Origin of the sequence: Streptomyces sp. IBSBF 2435, from assembly GCF_036815005.1 — a bacterium.
Classification (GTDB): Bacteria; Actinomycetota; Actinomycetes; order Streptomycetales; family Streptomycetaceae; genus Actinacidiphila.
The window spans coordinates 56,263-77,581 of sequence record NZ_JAJSYW010000001.1 but is presented as its reverse complement, the minus strand read 5'-3'; the positions used below and the strand labels follow the sequence as shown (position 1 = coordinate 77,581).

19 protein-coding genes, 1 tRNA gene, 1 pseudogene and 1 CRISPR repeat array are annotated in these 21,319 nt (G+C 69.3%); of the genes and pseudogenes, 13 read left to right on the top strand and 8 right to left on the bottom strand.

The features are described 5' to 3' along the window. Positions 1–69: 69 nt before the first annotated feature. From V7E46_RS00330 to cas2, 10 genes are all read left to right on the top strand, one after another. Positions 70–1,299, top strand: coding sequence for an IS256 family transposase (locus V7E46_RS00330; protein WP_333766590.1), 1,230 nt, complete (start codon positions 70–72; stop codon positions 1,297–1,299). Between the two features lie 77 nt (positions 1,300–1,376). Further along, entirely contained in the window at positions 1,377–1,577 is a 201-nt protein-coding gene (locus tag V7E46_RS00325; protein ID WP_333766495.1) for a hypothetical protein, read from the top strand. A 395-nt stretch (positions 1,578–1,972) separates the two neighbouring features. Then, a CRISPR array of direct repeats spans positions 1,973–2,588; the repeat unit is 29 nt; unit sequence GTTGCGAGCCCTCCAGGGCTGATGACGAC. 467 nt (positions 2,589–3,055) lie between these two features. Next, the gene (gene cas6 / locus V7E46_RS00320; protein ID WP_333766494.1) at positions 3,056–3,670 is read left to right on the top strand and encodes a CRISPR-associated endoribonuclease Cas6; all 615 of its coding nucleotides are present in this window, start codon (positions 3,056–3,058) and stop codon (positions 3,668–3,670) included. Between the two features lie 32 nt (positions 3,671–3,702). Continuing rightward, on the top strand, positions 3,703–5,100 hold the full coding sequence (locus V7E46_RS00315; protein WP_333766493.1) for a hypothetical protein: 1,398 nt from the start codon (positions 3,703–3,705) through the stop codon (positions 5,098–5,100). Then, positions 5,100–6,158, top strand: a complete 1,059-nt coding sequence (cas7i, locus tag V7E46_RS00310) for a type I-B CRISPR-associated protein Cas7/Cst2/DevR (protein WP_333766492.1) — start codon at positions 5,100–5,102, stop codon at positions 6,156–6,158. Before V7E46_RS00315 ends, cas7i begins: the two co-directional genes overlap by 1 nt. Positions 6,159–6,163: 5 nt before the next feature. Continuing rightward, on the top strand, positions 6,164–6,874 hold the full coding sequence (gene cas5 / locus V7E46_RS00305; RefSeq protein ID WP_333766491.1) for a CRISPR-associated protein Cas5: 711 nt from the start codon (positions 6,164–6,166) through the stop codon (positions 6,872–6,874). After that, positions 6,856–9,279, top strand: coding sequence for a CRISPR-associated helicase Cas3' (gene cas3 / locus V7E46_RS00300; RefSeq protein WP_333766490.1), 2,424 nt, complete (start codon positions 6,856–6,858; stop codon positions 9,277–9,279). The genes cas5 and cas3 overlap by 19 nt, the downstream gene beginning before the upstream one ends. Further along, on the top strand, positions 9,276–9,797 hold the full coding sequence (locus tag V7E46_RS00295; RefSeq protein ID WP_333766489.1) for a CRISPR-associated protein Cas4: 522 nt from the start codon (positions 9,276–9,278) through the stop codon (positions 9,795–9,797). Before cas3 ends, V7E46_RS00295 begins: the two co-directional genes overlap by 4 nt. Then, entirely contained in the window at positions 9,797–10,777 is a 981-nt protein-coding gene (gene cas1b, locus V7E46_RS00290; protein ID WP_333766488.1) for a type I-B CRISPR-associated endonuclease Cas1b, read from the top strand. The genes V7E46_RS00295 and cas1b overlap by 1 nt, the downstream gene beginning before the upstream one ends. 6 nt (positions 10,778–10,783) lie before the next feature. After that, positions 10,784–11,047, top strand: coding sequence for a CRISPR-associated endonuclease Cas2 (gene cas2, locus V7E46_RS00285; RefSeq protein WP_333766589.1), 264 nt, complete (start codon positions 10,784–10,786; stop codon positions 11,045–11,047). Positions 11,048–11,381: 334 nt separating this feature from the next. Here the strand turns inward: cas2 and V7E46_RS00280 are convergent, their stop codons facing one another. The 3 genes from V7E46_RS00280 to V7E46_RS00270 form a co-directional block, all read right to left on the bottom strand. Beyond that, on the bottom strand, positions 11,382–11,765 hold the full coding sequence (locus tag V7E46_RS00280) for a hypothetical protein (protein ID WP_333766487.1): 384 nt from the start codon (positions 11,763–11,765) through the stop codon (positions 11,382–11,384). Positions 11,766–12,233: 468 nt separating this feature from the next. Continuing rightward, complete coding sequence (locus V7E46_RS00275) at positions 12,234–13,547, bottom strand: DUF3631 domain-containing protein (protein WP_443053927.1); 1,314 nt, start codon at positions 13,545–13,547, stop codon at positions 12,234–12,236. Between the two features lie 654 nt (positions 13,548–14,201). Beyond that, positions 14,202–14,417, bottom strand: a complete 216-nt coding sequence (locus V7E46_RS00270) for a helix-turn-helix transcriptional regulator (RefSeq protein WP_333766486.1) — start codon at positions 14,415–14,417, stop codon at positions 14,202–14,204. Between the two features lie 267 nt (positions 14,418–14,684). Between V7E46_RS00270 and V7E46_RS00265 the strand changes: the two are divergent. Further along, positions 14,685–16,098: pseudogene (locus tag V7E46_RS00265) on the top strand (tyrosine-type recombinase/integrase). Positions 16,099–16,146: 48 nt separating this feature from the next. On the opposite strand, the gene V7E46_RS00260 reads toward V7E46_RS00265, so the two are convergent. From V7E46_RS00260 to V7E46_RS00240, 5 genes are all read right to left on the bottom strand, one after another. Beyond that, complete coding sequence (locus V7E46_RS00260) at positions 16,147–16,407, bottom strand: hypothetical protein (RefSeq protein ID WP_333766485.1); 261 nt, start codon at positions 16,405–16,407, stop codon at positions 16,147–16,149. Further along, entirely contained in the window at positions 16,404–17,150 is a 747-nt protein-coding gene (locus V7E46_RS00255) for a helix-turn-helix domain-containing protein (protein ID WP_333766484.1), read from the bottom strand. The genes V7E46_RS00260 and V7E46_RS00255 overlap by 4 nt, the downstream gene beginning before the upstream one ends. Continuing rightward, positions 17,147–17,494, bottom strand: a complete 348-nt coding sequence (locus tag V7E46_RS00250) for an ATP-binding protein (protein ID WP_333766483.1) — start codon at positions 17,492–17,494, stop codon at positions 17,147–17,149. Before V7E46_RS00250 ends, V7E46_RS00255 begins: the two co-directional genes overlap by 4 nt. A 268-nt stretch (positions 17,495–17,762) precedes the next feature. After that, entirely contained in the window at positions 17,763–18,974 is a 1,212-nt protein-coding gene (locus V7E46_RS00245; protein ID WP_333766482.1) for a helix-turn-helix transcriptional regulator, read from the bottom strand. 222 nt (positions 18,975–19,196) lie between these two features. Next, positions 19,197–19,269 (bottom strand) — tRNA-Ala (locus V7E46_RS00240). Positions 19,270–19,369: 100 nt separating this feature from the next. Between V7E46_RS00240 and V7E46_RS00235 the strand changes: the two genes are divergently transcribed. Together V7E46_RS00235 and V7E46_RS00230 are read left to right on the top strand one after the other, a co-directional pair. Then, positions 19,370–19,924 (top strand): DNA-binding protein, encoded by a 555-nt coding sequence (locus V7E46_RS00235; protein ID WP_333766481.1) that lies wholly within the window; start codon positions 19,370–19,372, stop codon positions 19,922–19,924. Between the two features lie 32 nt (positions 19,925–19,956). Continuing rightward, a complete protein-coding gene (locus V7E46_RS00230) occupies positions 19,957–21,267 on the top strand; it encodes a serine/threonine-protein kinase (protein ID WP_333766480.1) in 1,311 nt (436 codons plus the stop codon). Positions 21,268–21,319 lie beyond the last annotated feature (52 nt).

Below are 21,319 nucleotides of genomic sequence, written 5' to 3'. Positions count from 1 at the left end.
TCATGGAGACGCCAAGTGAGTGGGATGACGATCGAGCACGAGTCCGTGCCTGGGTTGGCCGGTGCGGCCATGTCGGACGAGCAGTTGATCGCGATGCTGGTCGAGCGGGCCCGGAGCGAGGGCGTGCAGCTGACCGGTGCGGGCGGGCTGCTGCAGCAGTTGGCCAGGCGGGTGCTGGGGTCCGCCCTGGAAGGTGAGATCACCGATCACCTCGGCTATGACAAGCACGATGCAGCTGGCCGGAACAGCGGTAACAGCCGCAACGGCACCAGGGTGAAGACCGTGCTGACGGATGTCGGACCGGTCGAGGTCAAAGTGCCCCGGGATGTGGAGGGCAGCTTCGAGCCGCAGATCGCCAAGAAGCGGCAGCGTCGGCTGACGGGTGTGGACGAGATGGTGCTGTCGCTGTCCGCGAAGGGCCTCACCCACGGGGAGATCTCCGCGCATCTGGCCGAGGTCTACGGCGCCGAGGTCTCCAAGCAGACCATCTCCACCATCACCGACCAGGTGATGGACGGCATGGCCGAATGGCAGGACCGACCGCTCGACCGCGTCTATCCCGTTTTGCTCGTGGACGCCGTCAACGTGAAGGTCAGGGACGGGAAGGTCGCCAACCGGCCCGTTTACGTCGTCATGGCCGTCACCGTCGAGGGCACCCGGGACATCCTGGGCATCTGGGCCGGCGACGGCGGCGAGGGCGCGAAGTACTGGCTGCAGGTGTTCACCGAGCTGAAGAACCGCGGCCTGGACGACGTGCTGATGCTGGTCTGCGACGGGCCGAAGGGGCTGCCCGAGGCGGTCGAGACGGTCTGGCCCCGAACGATTGTGCAGACGTGCATCGTCCACCTCCTGCGCAACAGCTTCCGATACGCCTCGCGCGCGGACTGGGACAAGACCGCCAAGGCGCTCAAGCCCGTCTACACCGCGTCGGGCGAGAGCGCTGCGGCCGAACGCTCCTCAGAGTTCCAGGACGCCTGGGGGAAGAAGTACCCGGCGATCATCAGCCTGTGGGAGAGCGCCTGGGCCGAGTTCGTGCCCTTCCTCTCCTTCGACGTCGAGATCCGCACCGTCATCTGCTCGACGAACGCCATCGAGCCCGTCAACGCCCGCATACGCAAGGCCGTTCGGGCACGCGGGCACTTCCCGACCGAGGCCGCAGCTCTGAAATGCGTCTACATGGCACTGATGAGCCTGGACCCGACCGGCAAGGGCCGCAAACGCTGGACGATGCGCTGGAAGGCACCCCTGAACGCCTTCCAGATCGCCTTCGAAGCCCGGCTCACCCCGGCCAACGACTGAACCCCAACAACCAAGATCAGCCGTTAACTGGACACACCCCCATCGCCAGCGGCGCCGACGTCAACGTCGTCCAGACCATGCTCGGCCACAAATCCGCCACCATGACCCTCGACGTCTACGGCCACCTCTTCCCCGACCGCCTCGACGAGGTCAGAAAGAAGATGCACAAGCGCCGCGCCCGCGTCCTTGCCAAGGCCAAGGAGAAGGCCGAGAAGGCCGCGCGGAAGGTCCAGCGCGCGGCAGCCGAACTGGCAGCCCTGGAGCAGGCCGCGGCCTGATGTGTGCCATATGCGTACCGCACGCCGGCGGCCCCCTCACCCGAACCGGGCGAGAAGGCCGCTGACCTGCGTAAATCCTTGTGGAGCCTAGGAGATTCGAACTCCTGACATCTGCCTTGCAAATTCCCCAGGGGTGGGGTCGTGAGCTGGGCGGATAGGCGCATATGGCTGCTGAGCTGGGGATACTCCCTCCGCCAATTTCCACTGTTGATGGCGATTTTCATCAGGCATGTGTACTGAATCCGTACTCAGCCCCCCCGAAGCTGACGCTCGCATCCTCATGTCGACGCCGGCGGCTGCCACGTATCGGGCACCGGCCGCACAGTGATCAGGTGGTAATCCCTCCAGGGCAAATGACCGCGGTGGGTGCCAACAGACCGCCGCGCGAGGCTGCCGTTGCGAGCCCTCCAGGGCTGATGACGACCCCGGCCCGGGTGCTGGCCGAACGCGCACGCGGACAGTTGCGAGCCCTCCAGGGCTGATGACGACCGATGTCACAGGCCCGCACGTGGGGGAACGCCTTCGGTTGCGAGCCCTCCAGGGCTGATGACGACCTCCGAGGACATCGCCCGAATGCACAGCGCCTTCGCGTTGCGAGCCCTCCAGGGCTGATGACGACCTCGTCCCACTCAGGCATCGAGTCGCCTCACTTCGGGTTGCGAGCCCTCCAGGGCTGATGACGACGCGTACGACCCGGCGGGGGGCCAGTGATGGAGACCGGTTGCGAGCCCTCCAGGGCTGATGACGACTGTCGGTACCGGGGGCTACCCGGCCCGGACCCCTGCTGTTGCGAGCCTTCCAGGGCTGATGACGACACGAGAGCGGGCGCGGCCTGCACCTGGTCGAGCTGCTGGCGTTGCGAGCCCTCCAGGGCTGATGACGACAAGTCGACGACCGGCAGCCACAGCTGCCGCAGCAGGTTGCGAGCCCTCCAGGGCTGATGACGACAGCAGGCTCAGCCCGTAGTCGGCTGGGCGGTCCGGTTGCGAGCCCTCCAGGGCTGATGACGACCCGACGGTAAAGCCGCAGGTCAGTGCGCGTCCAGAGATCAGTCCGCAACGCGATTGCGCAGCGACTCGGCAGTAATGCATCTGCGCAGGTCAAAGCGCTTTGCCGGGCGCCCGGCCACAGGTGGAGGCTGTGCAGAGGGCGTCGCACACGAGCGCGCGGCAGTGACAGTCCACACCCGAGTGTCAGTGGTCATCGCTAGCTTGCTTCTGGGCATCCACGCACCATCCCGAGCGCCACCTACGTCTGAGCAACTTCTACCGCATAGTGGCTACTTTCATGACATACATGAAGAAATTATCATCTCATCGCCTCCTCTCAACTACCCTGCCTCCCATGACAGTTGCAGTCGGCTCTTTCGCGTCTGCGCCCGCAAGTGGCGGGTGGCCGCCATGCGGGTGAAGGTGGACGTCACCACGGATGCTCCCAGCCTTCGCTGGGAGGACGTACACGGTCCGGCGAGAGCAGTCGTGTACGCGCTGCTCGGCGAGCACGACGCGGCCTTGGCCCAGTCATTGCACGACGAGGGTTGGCGGGGTCACCCGCTCAAGCCGATCGGGCTGACCAGTCCGCAGTTCAAAGGCGCGCGGCCCAAGAAGGGGGTGTACACCACTTCCCAGGAGGGCTCGGTGTGGTTCGGTTCCCCGGTGCCGGAGATCGCGTCGGCGTTGGTAGCGGCTCTGGCGGCACGGACCGAGATCATGTGGGGACCCGTATGCCTTCGGATACGAGGATTCACCGTTGACATCGGCGTCCCGACGAAAGCTGCCGGCGGAGCGGAGTTGGCAACGGCCACTCCCGTGGTCATTCGCCATGAGGGCCGCGACCTGCTCCCTGGCGACGAGCACTTCGTCGAACGGCTGGTGCACAACCTCGCCCACAAGGCCGACGTACTCGGCCTGCCCGCGCCGAGCGGCCTGCGCGTCCTGGACGCTGGGCCCAGGCGCCGCTTCATGGTACGGGGAGCACCTCGAATCGGCGCCCAGGTGCGCGTCGAACTGGACGCGGATCCCCGCTTCGTGGAGGCGATCCGGTCCTGGGGTCTTGGCCTCGACACTCTTCAAGGGTTCGGGTGGATCAGGTGAATGCCGGAGCCGCCGTCACGGAGCGGCTGGACGTGCTGACCGCGACGGGTCATCCGCTGCAGCGCGCCGGTGCGTGGGCCGTCGCCGTGATGGCCGACAGGAGACATCCCGGTGAGGTGACCACCGCCGACCTGGACGAGGTCGCACGGACCATCGGCGATGACGCCGCACGGGCGGCGGTCGCTGACAAGACGGACGCCCGCTACGACTGGTGGAAAGTCCTCTTCGCGCTCTACCCGAACTCTAAGGTGACCCATGCCGGCCGCACCCGCGACAGGTCGGTCTTGGGGGAAGCCCTGGCGGTGATGTTCGTACCGGACGAGGCGACGGGGACAGCGATGCCGTGCACCTTCTGCGGAACGCCCGCGAAGACGGTGTGGGCCAAGTCCACCCTGCCCATGTTCGACACCAACAAGGCGCTCAACACCCTGCCGCCAGGGGTCCGTGGCTGGCCGGTCTGCCGTGGCTGCCGGATCGCGATGTGGGCGCTTCCGTACGGCTCGTGGGTCACGGCCGGATCGGCGACGGTGCTGTCGTGCGAGCGCCCGCAGGCCGAGAGGGAGTTCGCCGCGCAGAACGTGAAGCGTGCCCGGCGCATCATTCACGCCGGATTCTCGGGTTCGAGCGCGGGCGGGCGCCCGGAGCTGGTGGCACTACGGGCGCTGCGCACCGTGGGCTCCGGTTTGTCGGCGACGACGCTGTGGAGCTTCAAGAACGACAACCAGGAGCCGTGGCTGCGGGTGACACGTACCCGCCGGGCGGTTCCCGCGTTTCTGGCGACCGTCGACGGCAATGCGCCGCTGAGGCGTGGCTGGCGTCTGTTGGAGCTGGCCCTCACCCAGCGGGAGAAAGACGGGCGGTTGACCGTCAGCGGCCAGGGCGAGGCGGCCCGGCTGCTGTTCGAGGCCGAGGACGGGCGGGGACGGTCCCTGCTGCGGCAGCTCCACCACCTGCTCTGGGACACCGAGCGCTGGACGCGACAGGACCGGGCCTCTCTGACACGGCTGGCCTTCGCATACGAGAAAGAGGTGTACGGCGTGGAGCCGGACCTGACCGGGGTGGCAACTCTGATCACCGACTGGATCGAGCACGGGAGCGGAAGCCCTCGTGGCCGGCTGGCCGAGTACCGCAATGCCGGCCTCAGTGGTTACCGGCTGGGCGGCCTGCTCTACCAGGCGAGCTTCCGTCTGAAGCTCGACGGCCGCACGGCGGGGGTCGGTCCCGATGCGTGGCGGCCCTTCGTTCAGCAGCGGCCCCGGGCCTGGGAGCAGCGGATGCTGCTGGCGGCGGAGGTGCTGCGCATGCTCGATCAGCGCGGCATCGCGGTCAGCAGTCCGCCGGAGGACCCGAAGGAGCGCGAGCAGGTCGAACAGCTGGTGCAGCAGCCCCTCCTCGCCACGGATGACGACTACTACTTCGGAGGGGCCTGATGGCGTACCTGGCAGGCAAGATGCTGATCGCGGTGGAAGCGGGCGCCCCCAACAACGGCCGCAGTGAGGACACGACCGTGCGGGTGAAGTACGCGAACGTCCGCGGTCGGCGGCACCCGTACGTCTCCGCTCAGGCGGTACGCCGCTGGATCCGGGACGGCATGGTGGAGCAGGGGTCGAAGCCTTCTCCCGTGACCCGTGTGGGCAAGGCGCAGAATCGGGCGCAGAAGGCCAACACCGAGGCGGATCCGATCGCGTACGCGGACGACGACCTGTTCGGCTACATGCGGGCAGGCGCGAAGAAGGACGACTCCGCGACCACGCTGCGCGACAGTCCGTTCATGCTGGGCACTCTGCTGTCGGTAGCCCCGGTCTATCCCACCGAGGACTTCGGTGTGATGTCCCGCGGGGTGAGCGAACCCGTCCTGCACGGGCATGAGTTCTACAGCGCCGACCTCGCGGCCCCGTTCCTTGTCGACCTGCCGCGGATCGGCACCTTCACGCTGCCGGATGCCGGCGGTGTGGGCCGGCCCAACTACCTGACCAAGGAGCAGGCCCTCCAGGTCGCCGAAGCAGCGGCAGTGGGCGCCACAGCCACGGAGTTCCGCGGGCAGGCCGCCGTCCGGCTGCCGATCGAGGAGCGCAGGCGGCGGGCGGCGCTGCTGCTCGAATCACTCGCGCACCTCAGCGGAGGGGCCAAGCAGGCGCTGCACTACGGCGACCGCGTCCCCTCGGTGATCGTTCTGGTGCCTTTCAAGGGCGGGATCAATCCTCTCGCCAACGTCATCGGCGGCGATGAGGAAACGGGGCTGCGGGTGCGCGGTGACGTTCTACGGAAGGAACTCGCCGCCTGGGACGGGGAATGGGAGGCACCGGTCCGCGTCGGTTGGCGTCCCGGATTCCGCGACGACCTGCGCGAGGCATTCGAGGCAGAGTGCAAGCAGGAAATCGCAGAGAAGACCATCGTCATCGACCACCCTCGCGCGATTCTGCGCGGCCTGGCGGCCGAGATGCAGTCCCCGGCGCTCGACGCCTGGTTCGACGACCCCGTCAGGTGAACGCCGTGCCGCACGACGAACCGCTGCCCGCCTGGCGGCTGGAGCTCTACGCTCCCGTGGCTTCCTTCCGCGACCCGTTCTTCCCCGGCCTCACTCGGGGCCTTCCGGTGCCGCCGCCCTCGACCGTACGCGGCCTGCTCGCCGCCGCCACGGGCGAGCCGGCCGAGCCGCTGGCCTTCGGTATGGCCGCGTGGTCCGAAGGCGACGGGCTGGACGCCGAGACCTACCACCCCATTGATGCGACCGGCCTCAACCCGGCCGTGTCCGGGAGAGTGCGTTCCGGCAAAGGGGGGACAACGCTTCGCAACCGCCCCTTCCTGGCGGGCGTACACCTGACGGTGTGGCTGCCGGGCGAGGAGGGCGACCGAATCGCACGGGCCTTCCGGCGACCACGCTGGCCCCTGCGCCTGGGCCGCTCGCAGGACCTCCTGCACGTCGAGAACCGGGTGCAGGTCAGTCTGGAGCGGGTCGAAAAGGCCGCCGTCGGACACGCTGTGGCACCGGCTTCCGGTCACGACGTGCCGTCCGCACTCCTCCACAGGATGGCGGCGTCGGTGTCGATCGACCGGATGACCTCAACCTGGACCGACTACTTGTGGTGCGACATCCCGGCCGGCCCCCACACCGTACGCAACGCCTACCTCGACGCCGACTACGACGACGGGACTTTCCCGAGCGCCGAGAAGGGGAGAGCCTTGTGGCTGCTGGCCCCGTGACCACCGCCGCCCCGCGGCGGACCTCGCTGGACGACATCCGAGCGAAGTCCAGGCCGGTGGACGACCGGGAACGCCTCACCACCCATTCCCGCACCGTCCACCACGCAGTGACCCAGATCGAGGAACGCCTGGCACATGCGGGCATCCTGGCCACCGAACCGGCGTTCTGGCCAAGGGTCCGGCGGGCGGCCCTCCTTCACGACGCGGGCAAGATCGCGGAAGGGTTCCAGCGCCAGGTCGAACCGGGCGGCACGCCGTGGGGCGAACGGCACGAAGTGCTGTCGCTCGCGTACGTCGACCTGCTCGCCGGGGCAGCCGGGTGGACCGCCGAGGACCGCCTGATGGTGGCCACCCTGGTGGCGACGCACCACCGCGCCCTGCACGCCTCCTCCTCGGGGTACGGAGGCAAGCCCGCGCTGTCCCAGCAGTACAACGAGAAGACGAAATGGGAGGAGGCGTTCGGCACCACGCCCGGAGCCGCCCCTGACGAGGCCGTCGTGCAGGTCCCACGTCTTCTGCACCGCGAACTGCTCGCCTGGTTCAGCGGCTTCCTCGGTCTGGACCCGCCGTCGACCGTGCCGGGCGCCCCGCCCCTGGCCCAACGGTCCCACGACCTGCTGGATCTACTCCTGGACACCTGGCGGCACCCCGCCAAGCCACACCAAGGCCTGCTCGCCGTCCTGGCACAGGGCGCGCTCACCCTCGCCGACCACTCCGGGTCCGCGCACGAGAGCCTCCAGACCCACATGCCGCTGCTGCCCGACTACCTGGAACGCCTGCCGTACGAGCCCTATCCCCACCAACGGCGATCCGCGGCCACCGGCGGCCACCTCGTACTCGTGGCGCCGACCGGCAGCGGCAAGACCGAGGCCGGGCTCGCCTGGGCCGCGGCGCAGCTGCGCACGATGCCCGGCCGGCCGCGCGTGGTGTGGACCCTGCCGTACCGGGCCTCGCTCAACGCGACCCGTCGCCGCCTGGCCGACGACCTCGTACCGGCTCCGGGTGACCGGCGGGCCGACATCGGCTTGCTGCACGGCACGGTCGCCCAGACCCTGCTCACCGAGGCGCTCGCTGACGACTGTGCCGCCGGAACACCCCACAGCGAGCCCACCGCCGCGCAGGCCCGCAAGGCCCGGGCGGAGGCGGGAGCGATGCGGCTGTTCACCCAGCGCCTCAGGGTGGCGACGCCCCACCAGCTCCTCAGCGGCGCCATCGCCGGCCCCGCCTACTCCTCCGTCCTCCTCGAGCAGGCCAACGCACTCTTCGTCCTGGACGAGCTGCACGCCTACGATCCGGACACCTTCGGACGGCTGTGCGCGGCGATGCGGCTGTGGGAGCGGCTCGGCAGCCGCTTCGCCGTCCTGTCCGCGACCCTCTCCGACGTCATGACCCGAATCATCCAGGAGAGTGTGGAGCAGCCCGTCACGCTGCACCAGGCGCCACAGGGCACAAGCCCCGTCCGGCACCGCCTCGTCCTGGACGACGAGCCGCTGGACACCCCCGCGAGCGTCGACCGGCTGCGCGGCTGGCTGCACGACGGCCACAGCGTCCTGGCCATCACCAACCGCGTCACCGCCGCCCAAGAGCTCTTCCAGCAGGTCGCCGGCGACGCCCACGACGCAGGCAACGGCGACCCGCACGCGGCGCTGCTGCTCCACTCCCGCTTCAAGAACCGGGACCGCGCCGCCATCGAACGGGCGCTGCTGCTGCGCCACCCCGAGCGCCGGCCGGACGAGGACGGGCGGCGCGGCGGTCTCGTCGTCGCGACCCAGACCGTGGAGGTCTCCCTCCAACTCGACTTCGACCGCGGCGCCGTGGAGAACGCGCCCATCGAGGCCATCGCCCAACGCGCGGGCCGCGTCAACCGCCGCGGCCACCACCCCGAAGGGCCCGTCGAATTCCGGGTACACCGCACCGAAGGCCACAAACCCTACGACGAGGGCGCGGTCGCCGCCTCCTGGTCCGCGCTCAAGGCACTCGGGGCCAGCGGAACCGACACCCTCAGCGAGCAGGACATCAACCTGCTGCTGACCCTCGCTTACGACACAGTGTGGGGCAGGGAGTGGGCCGACCGCGCGAGGGAGGCCCGAGACGCCTTCACCGCCGAATTCCTCACCTTCACCGACCCTTTCCACGACCGGGGCGAGTTCGCCAAGGCCCTCAGCGAGAAATTCGATAGCGTCGAGGTGCTGCACCGCGACGACGTCGACGAATATCGCGCCCTTGCCAATCGCAGGACCGGTGATCTCCTGCTCGCCACCGGCTTCCTCATCCCCCTGCGGTATCGGCAGCTCCGCTCCTACAACGCCTCGTACGACCAGCACCTGCGGGTTCATCTGATCGACGGCGAGTACGACAACGTGCTAGGCCTGCGACCGCCAGAGCAGCAGGAGACCATCCTGTGAGCGAACTGAACCCCATCCCCGCGGATGACGGGACGGCGGTCGGTGGCGTCCACATCAAGTACCTGGTCCACTGCCCGCGACAGCTCTGGCTCTACGCCCGCGGCTATCGCCCCGAGCAGCGCAGCGATCTGGTCGCCTTCGGCGAGGTGGTGGATGAGACGACCTTCGCCCGGCGCCGGGATGTCGACCTCGGCGAAGCCAAGATCGACTGGGTCACAACCGGCGCCGTCGTCCACGAGACCAAGTCCTCCCGCGCTCCCGCGCCGGCCCACTCCGCCCAGGTCCGCCACTACTGCTTGCTGCTGGAACGCAGAGGCATCGCCGTCCGAGGCGGCATCGTCCACTACCCGCTGGTCCGCCGCACCGTCGACGTGGCCTGGGACGACGAGGCGCGTATCGCCGCAGAGGCCGCCGAGGACGATGCCCGTGCCGTCATCGCCGCTCCCTCACCGCCACCACGGTTGCTCCGCTCCGGCTGCCGCGGATGTTCCTACCTCGACTACTGCTGGGGAGAATGATGGCCGCAGTCGGCCGCACCTACTGGCTGACCGAACCCTGCCGCATCCGGCGCGAGGATAACAGCATCCGCGTCGAGCGCCCCGACGGCAGTCCGGTCCGCATTCCCATCACCGACATCCGCGACCTGATCGCCTTCGACCACGTCGACGTCAACACCTCCGTCCTGTCGCTGCTCAGCCGCAACAATGTGTCTCTGCACGTTCTCGACCACTACGGCAACCACGCGGGCCACTTCAGCCCGGCCGAGTCGATGGCCTCGGCTGCTGTTGTCCGCCGCCAGGTCGAGATCACGGGCAACGCGGAGCGCCGCACGGCGATCGGCCGCGCGCTCGTCCTGACCACCGCGGAGAACCTGCGCTGGGCACTGGACACCGACCTTCTCGACCCGGCCCTGCAATCGCTGCGAACCGCACTGCCCGGTTGCGAGGACAGCGACGCGATCATGGGCCAGGAGGGCAACTTCCGCCGTACTGCCTGGGCGGTCCTCGACACGCAACTCCCCGCCTGGCTCCGGCTCAACGGACGTACACGCCGTCCGCCGACGAACGCCGGCAACGCCTTCGTCAGCTACCTCAACTCACTCGTCTACGCCCGCGTCCTCACCGCCCTGCGCAGCACCCCGCTGCACCCGGCCATCGGCTTCCTCCACGCCGACACCGACCGCCGCCGCAACACCCTCGCCCTGGATCTGGCCGAGCCCTTCAAGCCCCTCTTCGCAGAACGCCTCCTCAAGCGCACCGCCCACCAGAAGGCCCTACGGCCCAGCGACTTCGAGACCGACATCGGCCGGGCGTCTCTCAGCAAAGACGGCCGCAAAAAGGTCGCCGCCCTCGTCCGCGAGGAACTGTCCACGACAGTCCAGCACCGCACGCTGAAGCGCAAGGTCAGCTACGAGGAACTGATCCATCTGGAAGCCCTGAAACTGGTCCGCATGTGCCTGGAGGACAAGCCCTACAAGCCGTTCCACCCCTGGTGGTGACCGGCCATCTTCGTCATCCTCGTCTACGACACGGCAGTCGAACGCAACCCCAAGGTTTTGAAGACCTGTCGCAAGTATCTCCATTGGACCCAGCGCAGCGTCTTCCAGGGAGAGCTGTCGGCGGCCCAGTACCGCGCGCTGACGGCCGCCCTCAAGGCGGTCATCGAGCCGGACTACGACAGCATCGTCACCTACACTGTCCGGTCCCCCGACATGATCGAAACCGCAACCCTCGGCGTCTCCCTCGGCGGCCCAGGTGACATCCTGTGACGCTCTGACCTGTGGTGATGCAGTATCGGACGGCTGCCGCAAACGGGGGCTCGCATACGGCAGTGCCCGGTCCTGTGACCTGCAATTTTACCCTCGGGTCGTCATCAGCCCTGGAGGGCTCGCAACGTGAGCGCGCGGAGCGCCTGGAGGCGCAATGGCGTCGTCGTCATCAGCCCTGGAGGGCTCGCAACTTCAGAGCTGGATCGACTGACGCGAGCGCAGTCCGTGTCGTCATCAACCTGGCGGGCTCGCTACGCCTACATGGGCATTTCGTTGTCGCGGGTTGGTCCCGCGCCTGCCGGGCGTCCAAGGGCACCCGGCAGGCAGCGGCGTACTACTCGTCGGTCGGGGCGTTGAGGTAGCCGTCGGGGGCGAGGATGTCGCGGAGCCGGTTGTATTCGGCGCGGTCCTGGTCGCTCATCAGCGGGAGGACGTCGCTGACCGTGGAGCTGTCCGGGAGTTGGGCGAAGTAAGGGAGCAGCAGCTGAGGCAGGGCCTCGACGGCTTCCTCGTACTCGCGGCGGTAGTCGAATTCGCGGTTGATCTGATCAGCAGCGATCTCGAACTCCTCGCGGGTGGCGCTGAAGGCGAGGGTCTGCTCGGCCTTCGTGAAGGGCCGGCCGTCGAGGTGGGACCACCTGTTGGTGTCGGGGAGCCGACGGAAGTCCGCGTCGCACAGAAGGGTGACGACGTCGAGGCGGATGTTGGACAGGGGCAAGGAACTCCTCAGGAAGTGATACTGAAAACTAGTCGCTTTGCGATACGGGGTGAGTGGCGCGACGGATGCATCGCGTCGGTCGGACGACGGGAAAGGTCGCTTCGCGAGCTGGCGGGACACAGGGACGGTCAGATGTCGCTCGGCCCCAGGGACCTTTGGAGGTCCGGTCCCGCCACCCCCGGGGCGGGACCTGGCGAAGCTACTCTTCGCCGGCGGCGAAGAGTAGCTTCGCCGATAACTTGCTCCCGCTCGCGGGTGCCTGCGAGAGCAATGCTCTCGCTATATCTTGCTCGTCTCGGTCGGGCCGATGGGTTGACGGTCAGCGACGTGTCCCACCCGTTGCAGGGCTGGTCAGGGCAGGTACGGGTCACGGTCGTGGTACGGGTCGACCCGTCACGGCCGGGCCACCCGTCCCGCGCTGACCTGCGACGGGACGGGTGATGCGGGTCGAGGAGGGTCGGCCGCCAGTCAGCGGCGCGGACCCGTACCTGGCGTCGGCAGCAGTGGTAGCGGCCGACCCGGACCCGCTGGCCTCGGCCCGGCAACCGGCACAGGCCGGCCCGCACGGACCACCGGCGCGTGCGCCACCTCGACGGCGGGGGCGGCGGGAAGGGACGGCTCGGGTTCAGCGGCTGGTTCGGGCTGGGGGCAGTAGCGGTTCCAGGCGTCGGTGAAGTCCGCCCGCGCATAGCCGCGGCGCTGCATGCCGCCGGTGAAGCGGCGGTTGGCGGGGTGGATCTCGTAGTCCGCCAGCAGTATCTGGAGCTTGCGGGCAGTCAGTCCGGTCGGCCCCTGTTCGTGCCAGGGGGCTTCGGGGTCGGCGTTCAGCGTCTCCAGGATTTCCTCGGTGGCCAGCAGCGCCGGGTGCCCCTGGGAGGCGAACGCGGATCGGATGTCGGCCAGGATACGGACCTTGGCGCCCCGGTCCTGCTCGTTGCCCTTCTCCCGCTCGGCCATCACCCGGCATGCGTTGCGTGCCCGCTGCGGCCACGCACCTCCTGCCAGGTCGGCGACCGCGACCAGCGGCTCCCACGTATCGGCCGTCCGGTCCCGCACCGGCATGGCCGGGACCAGGTCCGCCGCCTCCTCCAGCCGGGATGCCAGCCAGTCCGCCAGCCGGTCCCGCACTGCGTGCAGGAACGGGATGGCGGTGCGGGTGCGGAAGTCATCGACGTGCTCGGTCTCCAGACGTTTGCGCATGCGGATGATGACGGCCCGGTCCATGATCGTGTCGGGCAGGTCACCGATCCCCGCGATCGCTGCCATCGCGAACGTCGGGAACTTCACCGGCCTGTGCTCCGGCCCCGTAACACGGGTAGTCGGGCGGTTGCGCTGGTGGCCGGCGTTGAGCAGACCGCGCATCTCCTCGTTCTTCTCCGCCACCTTGGCGCTGCCGAAGATCGTGTCGGCCTCGTCCACCAGCAGCGTCGGCGGTCTCTCGGTGATCGACCGGAAGATCGCCGACGGCGACGAGTTCACCGTGATGAACGGGCTATGGACCGTCTCCAGGAGCACGTCAAGCAGTCGCGACTTCCCGCACGCCTTCGTCGGCGCCACGATTGCCAATCGCGGCGCGTGCTGCCACGCCGGCTGCAGATGCGTCGCCGCGATCCACAACGTGATCGCGTCCAACGCCTCCGCACTCGGCGGGACCACGTATCGGGTTACGGCGGAACGGAGTTCGTCCAGCAGTCCGGAACCCTCACCCAGCCGGTGGTCCGCGTCAGCCTGGTCCCCTGCTCCGGGACCAGGCTGACGTTGGTCCGCCGATCCGGTCCGCAGCTCGTCCGGTCCGCCAACTTGGTCCGCCGGTCCGCGGTCCGGTCCGCTTGGTCCGCTCGTCTGGTCCGGCGAGGCGGGGTCTGGTCCCGCTGGTCGGCCGGGGGCGCCGCTTCCGGTCCGCTGACCGGAAGTTCCGGTCGGGCCTTCGGGCGCCGGACCACCCTGGTCCGCTGTCCCGGGGGCCTTGGCCTGCGGGGACCATGACTGGTCCGCCTCCCGGTCCGGTCCGCCCGCTGGCCATTCACCGGTGGGCTGGTCCCCGGACCGCCCGCTCATGGTCCGGTCCGCGGCGGGACCGACGGACTCGTCAGGGGACCGGTCACCGCTGGTCCCCCGGACCGATCCGGCGGACACTTCGCCCGCTCTGTCTGCGGTCCGCCGGACAACGGACGGTTCGCGGACCGGTCCGCTCACCTCGGCCAGTGGTCCGCTGGTCACGCATCCCGGCTCACCCGGTACCGCAACCGGCGGCCATGCCTGCTTCGGGGATACGCCCTCGACGCCTGGGGTCCTACCGTGCATGCATCACTACTCCTCGAAGGGGGGAGGCGGGCTGAACCGCCTGTCCCACCTGGTCGTTCGCCGAATGGCCCACGAAGGGCCGGTCGCCCCCGGGCACCCGCAGGAAAGCCGTACCTCGCCCACCGACGAGGCTCACGCCGCCTCTCCGACCTCCTGCCGGTCCACCCACGCCTCCACCTCCGTCCAGCGGTAGCGCAGGTGACGCCCGAGCTTGTGGACCTTCGGTCCGATGCCCCGGTGCCGCCACTGGTAGAGCGTGGCCACCGGCACACCCAGGTACTCCGACACCTCCACCGGAGTCGCCAGCGCACGCCGCACCCCTGCGACATCATTCTTCGCCTTCTGCAATCCTTCTCGCTTTCTCCTCCGCCGGCCGGCGGCCGTCACGGAACCCGGCCACGAGCGACCGGGAAGGACACAACCGTAGAAGCAGAAAGGCCGCCGACCAAATAATTCGGCACTTGGCTCTGAAATATCGTGAAGGATGCCGACCGGCGGCCGGACCAGAGGTAACGTACAGGACTCCAACTCACCGACCAGGCACAACGCCGACCCAGGACTCCCCAGCTCGGGAAGCTATCACCGAACACGCCGCCACAAAACGACAGCAATGAAATGGTCGCGAGGAAACTCCGAGCACTGCGGCCGAGGTCACTCGCCACAGAAAATCACCCTGCAAAAATGTTCAATGCAGCCAGTGACGGGTACCTACACCAAGCTCGTGAACCAAAGACAAAAGGAGCAGCACCACTTGTTCATAGGGAAAACCCTGCGCCACCCGGCCGGTGCCTGATGGCACGCGTCTGGATAGAGGACCGTGCCGACCACGCCGACTACCGGCAGAGCGCCGCCAGGGCCAGGCAGGCCGGTCGCACCCCGCCCGGCAGGTGGCGGGTGCGCTGGTACGGACCCGACGGCAAACCGAAGGCAAAGACGCTCGCGCTCAAGGTGAAGGCGGAGGACTACCGCTCCCAGCTCCAGGCCAGGCTCGGGGACGGTACGTACCGCGATCCCGCCGCCGGCCGCGTGCCGTTCGCTGTGGTCGCCGAGTCGTGGTTCGAGAGCCAGCTCCACTTGAAGCGCTCCAGCCGGGCCCGCTACCGGATCGCGCTCGATACGCACGTTGTCCCCAGGTGGGGATCCACGCCTGTGGACAGGATCCAGTACGACGACATCGCCGGATGGCTGACCGAACTGGCAGCGGGGACGACGACCAACGGACGCCCGCAGGCGGCACGCTCGATCCGCAAGACCTACGTCGTCCTCAGCCGCGTCCTCGGCTTCGCCGTCAAGTCCCGCCGCCTCGCCTTCAACCCGGCCACCGGAGTGCCGCTCCCCGCCATCAAGCCCGCCGACCATGTGTACCTGGACGAGGTCCAAGTCGAAGCCCTCGCCGATGCCGCCGCCGAATACCGCGCCTTCATCCTGCTGCTCGCCTACACCGGGCTGCGCTGGGGCGAAGCCTCCGCCCTCAAGGTCGGCCGTGTCGACCTCACGACCCGCCGCGCACACATCACCGAGGCGTTCGGTCTCGACCGCGGCACGCTCTACCTGGACACCCCCAAGAACCACGAGCGCCGCTCCGTGCCCCTGAGCGCCTTCCTCGTCGATGAACTGGAGCCGCACATCGCAGGGCGCCCCCGACGAACTCCTCTTCACCGGCCCCCAGGGGGGCGCCCTGCGCGCAACAAACTTCGTCCGCCGGGTATTCGACCCCGCCGTCACAGCGGCCGGCCTCCGCGACCTCGGCGTCACCCCCCACAAGCTCCGCCACACCGCCGCCTCGCTCGCCATCGCCAGCGGCGCCGACATCAACGTCGTCCAGACCATGCTCGGCCACAAGTCCGCCACCATGACCCTGGACGTCTACGGCCACCTGTTCCCCGACCGCCTCGACGAAGTCTCCGAGAAGATGCACAAACGCCGCGCCCGCGTCCTGGCCAAGGCAAGGGCCAAAGCGGAGAAGGCCGAACGCAAGGCGCAGGAGGCCGCCGCCGAGCTGACGGCCCTGGAAGAAGCTGCGACCTGAGATGTGGAGAACGTGTATCAAACGCCAGCGAGGTGGGATTCGGTGCGGTCAACCTGCGGCAGTGGGGTCGCCGCCCTGGGCACGGGCGAGGACGAACAGCATCTGTTCGATCGCGTCGAGCCGCTGCCGGACGGTGCGGTCTCCCGAGGTGCCGTTGGCGTAGGGGTCGATACTTCCAGTCGCTGTGTGCTGGCGTTCGTTCATGGCCGCCGGCAACTCGCCGAAGTCGGCGAGGGCACTGCGCGTACGGAAGGCCTGCGCCTCCAGGTTCCGCAGTTGTCCGGCGTACGCCGCCGTCCCGTCCGTCATGCTGTTGTCCTGCCGTGCGCGTGCGTCTCGTGTGTACGCTCCAGGACGACGACGGGGCAGTTGAGGGCTCGGGCGATCTTGGCGAGGTTGGCGGGCGTGGCACTGCGCCAGCCTGATTCGACTTCGTTCATCAGTTGCTCGGAGATGCCGACCGACTGGGCCAGGGCACGTTTGGTCAGTCCCGCTTTCTCACGCGCCCAGGTCACCGCTTCGGGCTCCTGGTGAAGCCTGCGGGGGCGCTTGCGGGAACTTGGGCCCGGGCGAGCGGCGTTCGGGATCGGTGGCGCCGTCCGGGGGCCGTTCGTCCACTCGGCGCGAGCGGCGGCCAGACCGGGCGCGACCCGGCCGGTGAGCAGGTCGGCGAAGTCGTGGAGCGTCTCCGCCAGGTTCGTGACCGCGTCGGGGCTGAGGTCCTTGATCCACACATCCTGGGCGAGGTGGACATGGACCGCCGGTTCACGCGCCTGCGCGTCGTCCGCGTGCGGGGAGAGCTGGAGGTGCGCGGCGAGGATCACCGAGTCCTGGCCGGGGTCAACGCCTGCGGGGCACACCCGCGCCCAATAGCCGCCGAAGGACGCCTCGTGGACCACGTCGGCCACCACGATCTGCAACCGCTCGGGATCGACGTCCGTCCGGCTGGGGTCCTCCTGCGCCCACGACGGCAGTCGCCCCGATACCGCCCGACCGTCGGTGGCGACGATCTCCCACCGGCGTGGCGCCGACGTGGTGGCAGGAAACGTCATTCGTCCGCCCCCGCAACACCCGTACTCAGGCACACTGCCCACACCGTCTTGCCGACACCGTTCCGGTCGCTCACTCCCCAGTCCCCGCCGGTAAGGACGTCGACCAGGTCGAGGCCGCGCCCGGACTCCGCGTCTGCCGGCGCCTCGCTGCGCTCGGGCTTGCCCGGCCCGGCGTCGTGCACCTCAATCCGCACACCGCCCTCCACCGGCTCGAACTTCGTGCGGAGCACATGTCCGTCCGGGCACCCGTGGGTCAACGCGTTGGTCACCAGCTCCGAGACGACCAGCCCGGCCGTGTCCACCAGGCCCGGCAGACCCCAGGCGACCAGGTGGCAGGCCAGCAACTGCCGGGCCCTTCCAGGCGACAGGGGCGCGGGCGGCCACGCCCTCTCCACAAAGGGACGGCTCTCGGCCGGAGCAGGCGGCCCGACAGGGGGCATCACACGGCACCCCGGTAACCGAACAGATGGCGGGCAAGATCCTTCACGTCAGCGCTCCTTCGCGGCGTCGGCCATTCCCCGGAGTCGCGAGCCAGGTCGCCGGGGCCCTACGAGCCAGACTTACGGAGCGCTGAGTGCGATGACAGTGACGGAGCGTCCCACTTTGGCGACGCTAATCGGCGATGCCCAGGAACTCCGCCAACGACCGCAGGCCCGACGGGTGGTTGGGGAGCGCCCACAGGTCGCGCACGATGGCGACAGCCAAGGTGTGGTGCTGCATCCAGGTGGGCGCGACGCGGCGCAGGGATTCCAGGGTCTTGACGGCCCCGGACGCGTCCCCGATGTCCGAGTGCGCTCGGGCGACGTCGAGGAGGAGCCAGGTCCGCCAGGAGGGAGGTGTGTCCTTGGACAGGCGCATGCCCTTGGCCAGAGCCAAAGCGTCGGTTGCGTGCCCGTACTGGACTGCCAGGCGGACGCGTTCGATGCGAACCGACGACGGGCTGAAGACGCTGATCATGCGGTTGTCGCTGCCGTCGGGCAGCTTGGAGACCCGGGCGGCCTCCCTCTCGGCCGTTTCCATCATCGCTTCCGCCCGGTCGTAGTCGCCGCTTCTCGCGGCGGACGTGGCGGCGCTCATGGTCAGTGCGCCCCACACCTTGAGCCCGTCGGCCGTGGCCGTGTGACCGGCTTTCTCCATGCGGCCGGCGGCCCCGAGCGCGATCCCCAGTGCGTCCTCCAAACGGCCCTGCCGCTGGTAGGTCCACGCCATCGAGTTGACGATCATCGGCACGAGCAGCGGATCGGAGGACTGCTCGGCAGCGCTTATCGCACGCTCGAGACTTGTCAGCGCCAAGTCCGTCTTGCCCATGCGAACGGCGACGTGTCCACCCAGTTGCAATGCCTTGCCAAGCGCCGCGAACCCGGCCTGACGGTCGTCGTCGCCACCGGAGACCGAGGCGGAACGGGCTTGCGAGATCAGGGCAGGGAGGGCCTCCATCACGGCGTCGAACTCGGCCGCGTGATACTGCGTCCACGCGTCCGCGATCCGATCCCGCAGGCGGCTCAGGGAGAAGTCCGGACCGGTGGGGGACGGCGGCGGACCCCACAATACAGGCACGAGCGCACGGCGTACGGCGACGAAACGCGGTCCGTCGGTCTCGCCCGAGGCGACGGCCGGCGGATCACCGAGGAGCGTGGTCAGCTCCACACCCAGACCGTTGGCCAGCGCGTGGAGAGTCGGAAGCCGCGCGGAATGCTTCCGTCCCTGTTCGAGCTGACGGATCACGTCCACGGAGACGTTCGAACGCTCTGCCAGCTCTTCCTGCGTGAGATCGGCCAAGCGACGCAACCGCCGCAGCGTCCGCCCCAGATCTTCCTTTGCCACGCCATCACCGTACGCCCTGGCTCGTCCTCGACTTGTGCGTCCTGACCATGGAGAGAGCCATAGCCATAGCGGACAGGGCCGGGCGCACGGGGCGGGAGCCCGCCGCCGGGCCGACGGCCCCGGGAACGGACCGCGGCCTCATGTGTACTAAATGCGTACCGCACGTCGGCGGCCCCCTCACCCGAACCGGGCGAGAGGGCCGCTGACCTGCGTAAATCCTTGTGGAGCCTAGGAGATTCGAACTCCTGACATCTGCCTTGCAAAGGCAGCGCTCTACCAACTGAGCTAAGGCCCCGCGTCGGAAACAGCGTACCGGGTCGGGTGGGGTGGGCTGAAACGGGATACGGCCCGCCTAGGATGGTTTGCGGATTCGCAGGCGCAAATGGGGAGCGGTGATGGACGGCTCGGGGCAGGACGCCGTGGCTCGGGCGGTCGAGGCCAGGGAGTTGCAGCGGGGGTGGTACGGGGAGCCGCTGGGGGAACTGTTCCAGCGGCTGATCGGGGATCTGGGGCTCAACCAGGCGCGGCTGGCGGCAGTGCTCGGGCTGTCCGCGCCGATGCTGTCGCAGCTCAAGAGCGGGCAGCGGGCCAAGATCGGGAATCCGGCGGTGGTGCAGCGGCTCCAGGCGCTGCAGGAGCTGTCCGTGCAGGTGGCGGACGGGCGGACAGGGGCGATGGAGGCCGCGGCCAGGATGGACGAGATCCGCGAGTCGGCGGGCTTCTCCGTGCTCGGCACGACGACGCATTCGGTCGCCGCGGACGGGGCTGCGCCGCGGCAGGTGGTGCGGGGCATCCAGGAGGTGCTGCGGTCGGTCGCGTCGGCCGAGGAGATCGAGCAGGCGGCCCACTCCCTCGCGCCGACCCATCCCCACCTGGCAGAGTTCCTTCGTGTGTACGGCGCCGGGCGCACCAGTGAGGCCGTCGCCCACTACGAGTCGCACCGGGACTGACAGGACAGCAAGCAGGGGGAGAGCGGTACGCCATGGGTGAGGTCTTCGCCGGCCGTTACGAGCTGGTCGACCCGATCGGGCGCGGCGGTGCCGGCGCGGTCTGGCGGGCCTGGGACCAGCGGCGGCGCCGCTATGTGGCGGCGAAGGTCCTCCAGCAGAGAGACGCCCACGCCCTGCTGCGCTTCGTCCGCGAACAGGCGATGCGTATCGACCATCCGCATGTGCTGGCCCCGGCGAGCTGGGCGGCCGATGACGACAAGGTCCTGTTCACCATGGACCTGGTGCACGGCGGCTCGCTGGCGCACCTGATCGGCGACTACGGGCCGCTGCCGCCGCGCTATGTGTGCGTCCTGGTCGACCAGTTGCTGTCCGGGCTGCACGCGGTGCACGCCGAGGGCGTCATCCACCGGGACATCAAGCCGGCCAACATCCTGCTGGAGGCGACCGGCACCGGCACCCCGCACGTACGGCTGTCGGACTTCGGCATCGCCATGCGCAAGGGTGAGCCGCGGCTGACCGGGGCCGATTATGTGGTCGGTACGCCGGGGTATTTCGCGCCGGAGCAGATGATGGGCGCGGAGCCGGACGTACCCGCGGACCTCTACGCCGTCGGCCTGGTCGCCCTCTATCTGCTGGGCGGCCGGAAGCCGGACGCCCGGGCCATCGCGCAGCGCTTCCTCGCCGACGGCGTGCCGCCGGCCCCCACCGGGGTGCCGGAGTCGCTGTGGCAGGTCATCGGGGCCCTGCTGCAGCCGGACCCGCGGGCCCGGTTCCGTACCGCCACAGGGGCGCGCAAGGCGCTGGCGGGCGCCGTCGAGATGCTGCCGGAGCCGCCGCCGGGGGAGGAGCCGGTGGAGATCTTCGACCAGATCGGACCGCTGCCCGAGGGCTTCGGCCCGCACGGCCCCCTGACGGCGGCGGCGGACCGCACAGACCGCAGCGGACCCGGGACCCTATCCGCGGCAGTACACCCGCCCGCGCCGTCCGCACCGCCGCGCCGGACCCCCGAGCCCGGCTACGTGTCCCCCACGAACGGCTACCCGCTGCCGGCCCCCGCGCCGCACCCGGCGACCAGGACCGACGTCCCGGTCCCCGCGGCGGCCCGACCCGTCCCGCTGCCCGAACCGGCACCGACGCCCACGTCGGCACCGGCAGCCGCGCACCCGCAGCCCCAGCCCCAGCCGCAGCCCCACCTCCAGCCGGCGCCGCAAGGACCGGCCGCCTCTCCCGCGCTGCCCGCCCGCACGCACAAACCGGGACCACCCGCCAAAGTGGTGATCCCGGTCCTCGTGCTGGCCGCGATCTGCTTCGCGGTCGGCATCCTCGCGCTGACCTCCGGCTGACCGGTTCGGCCGCCGTCGCGTCGTCGTGACGGGACGGCGGCCGAGCCGGTCA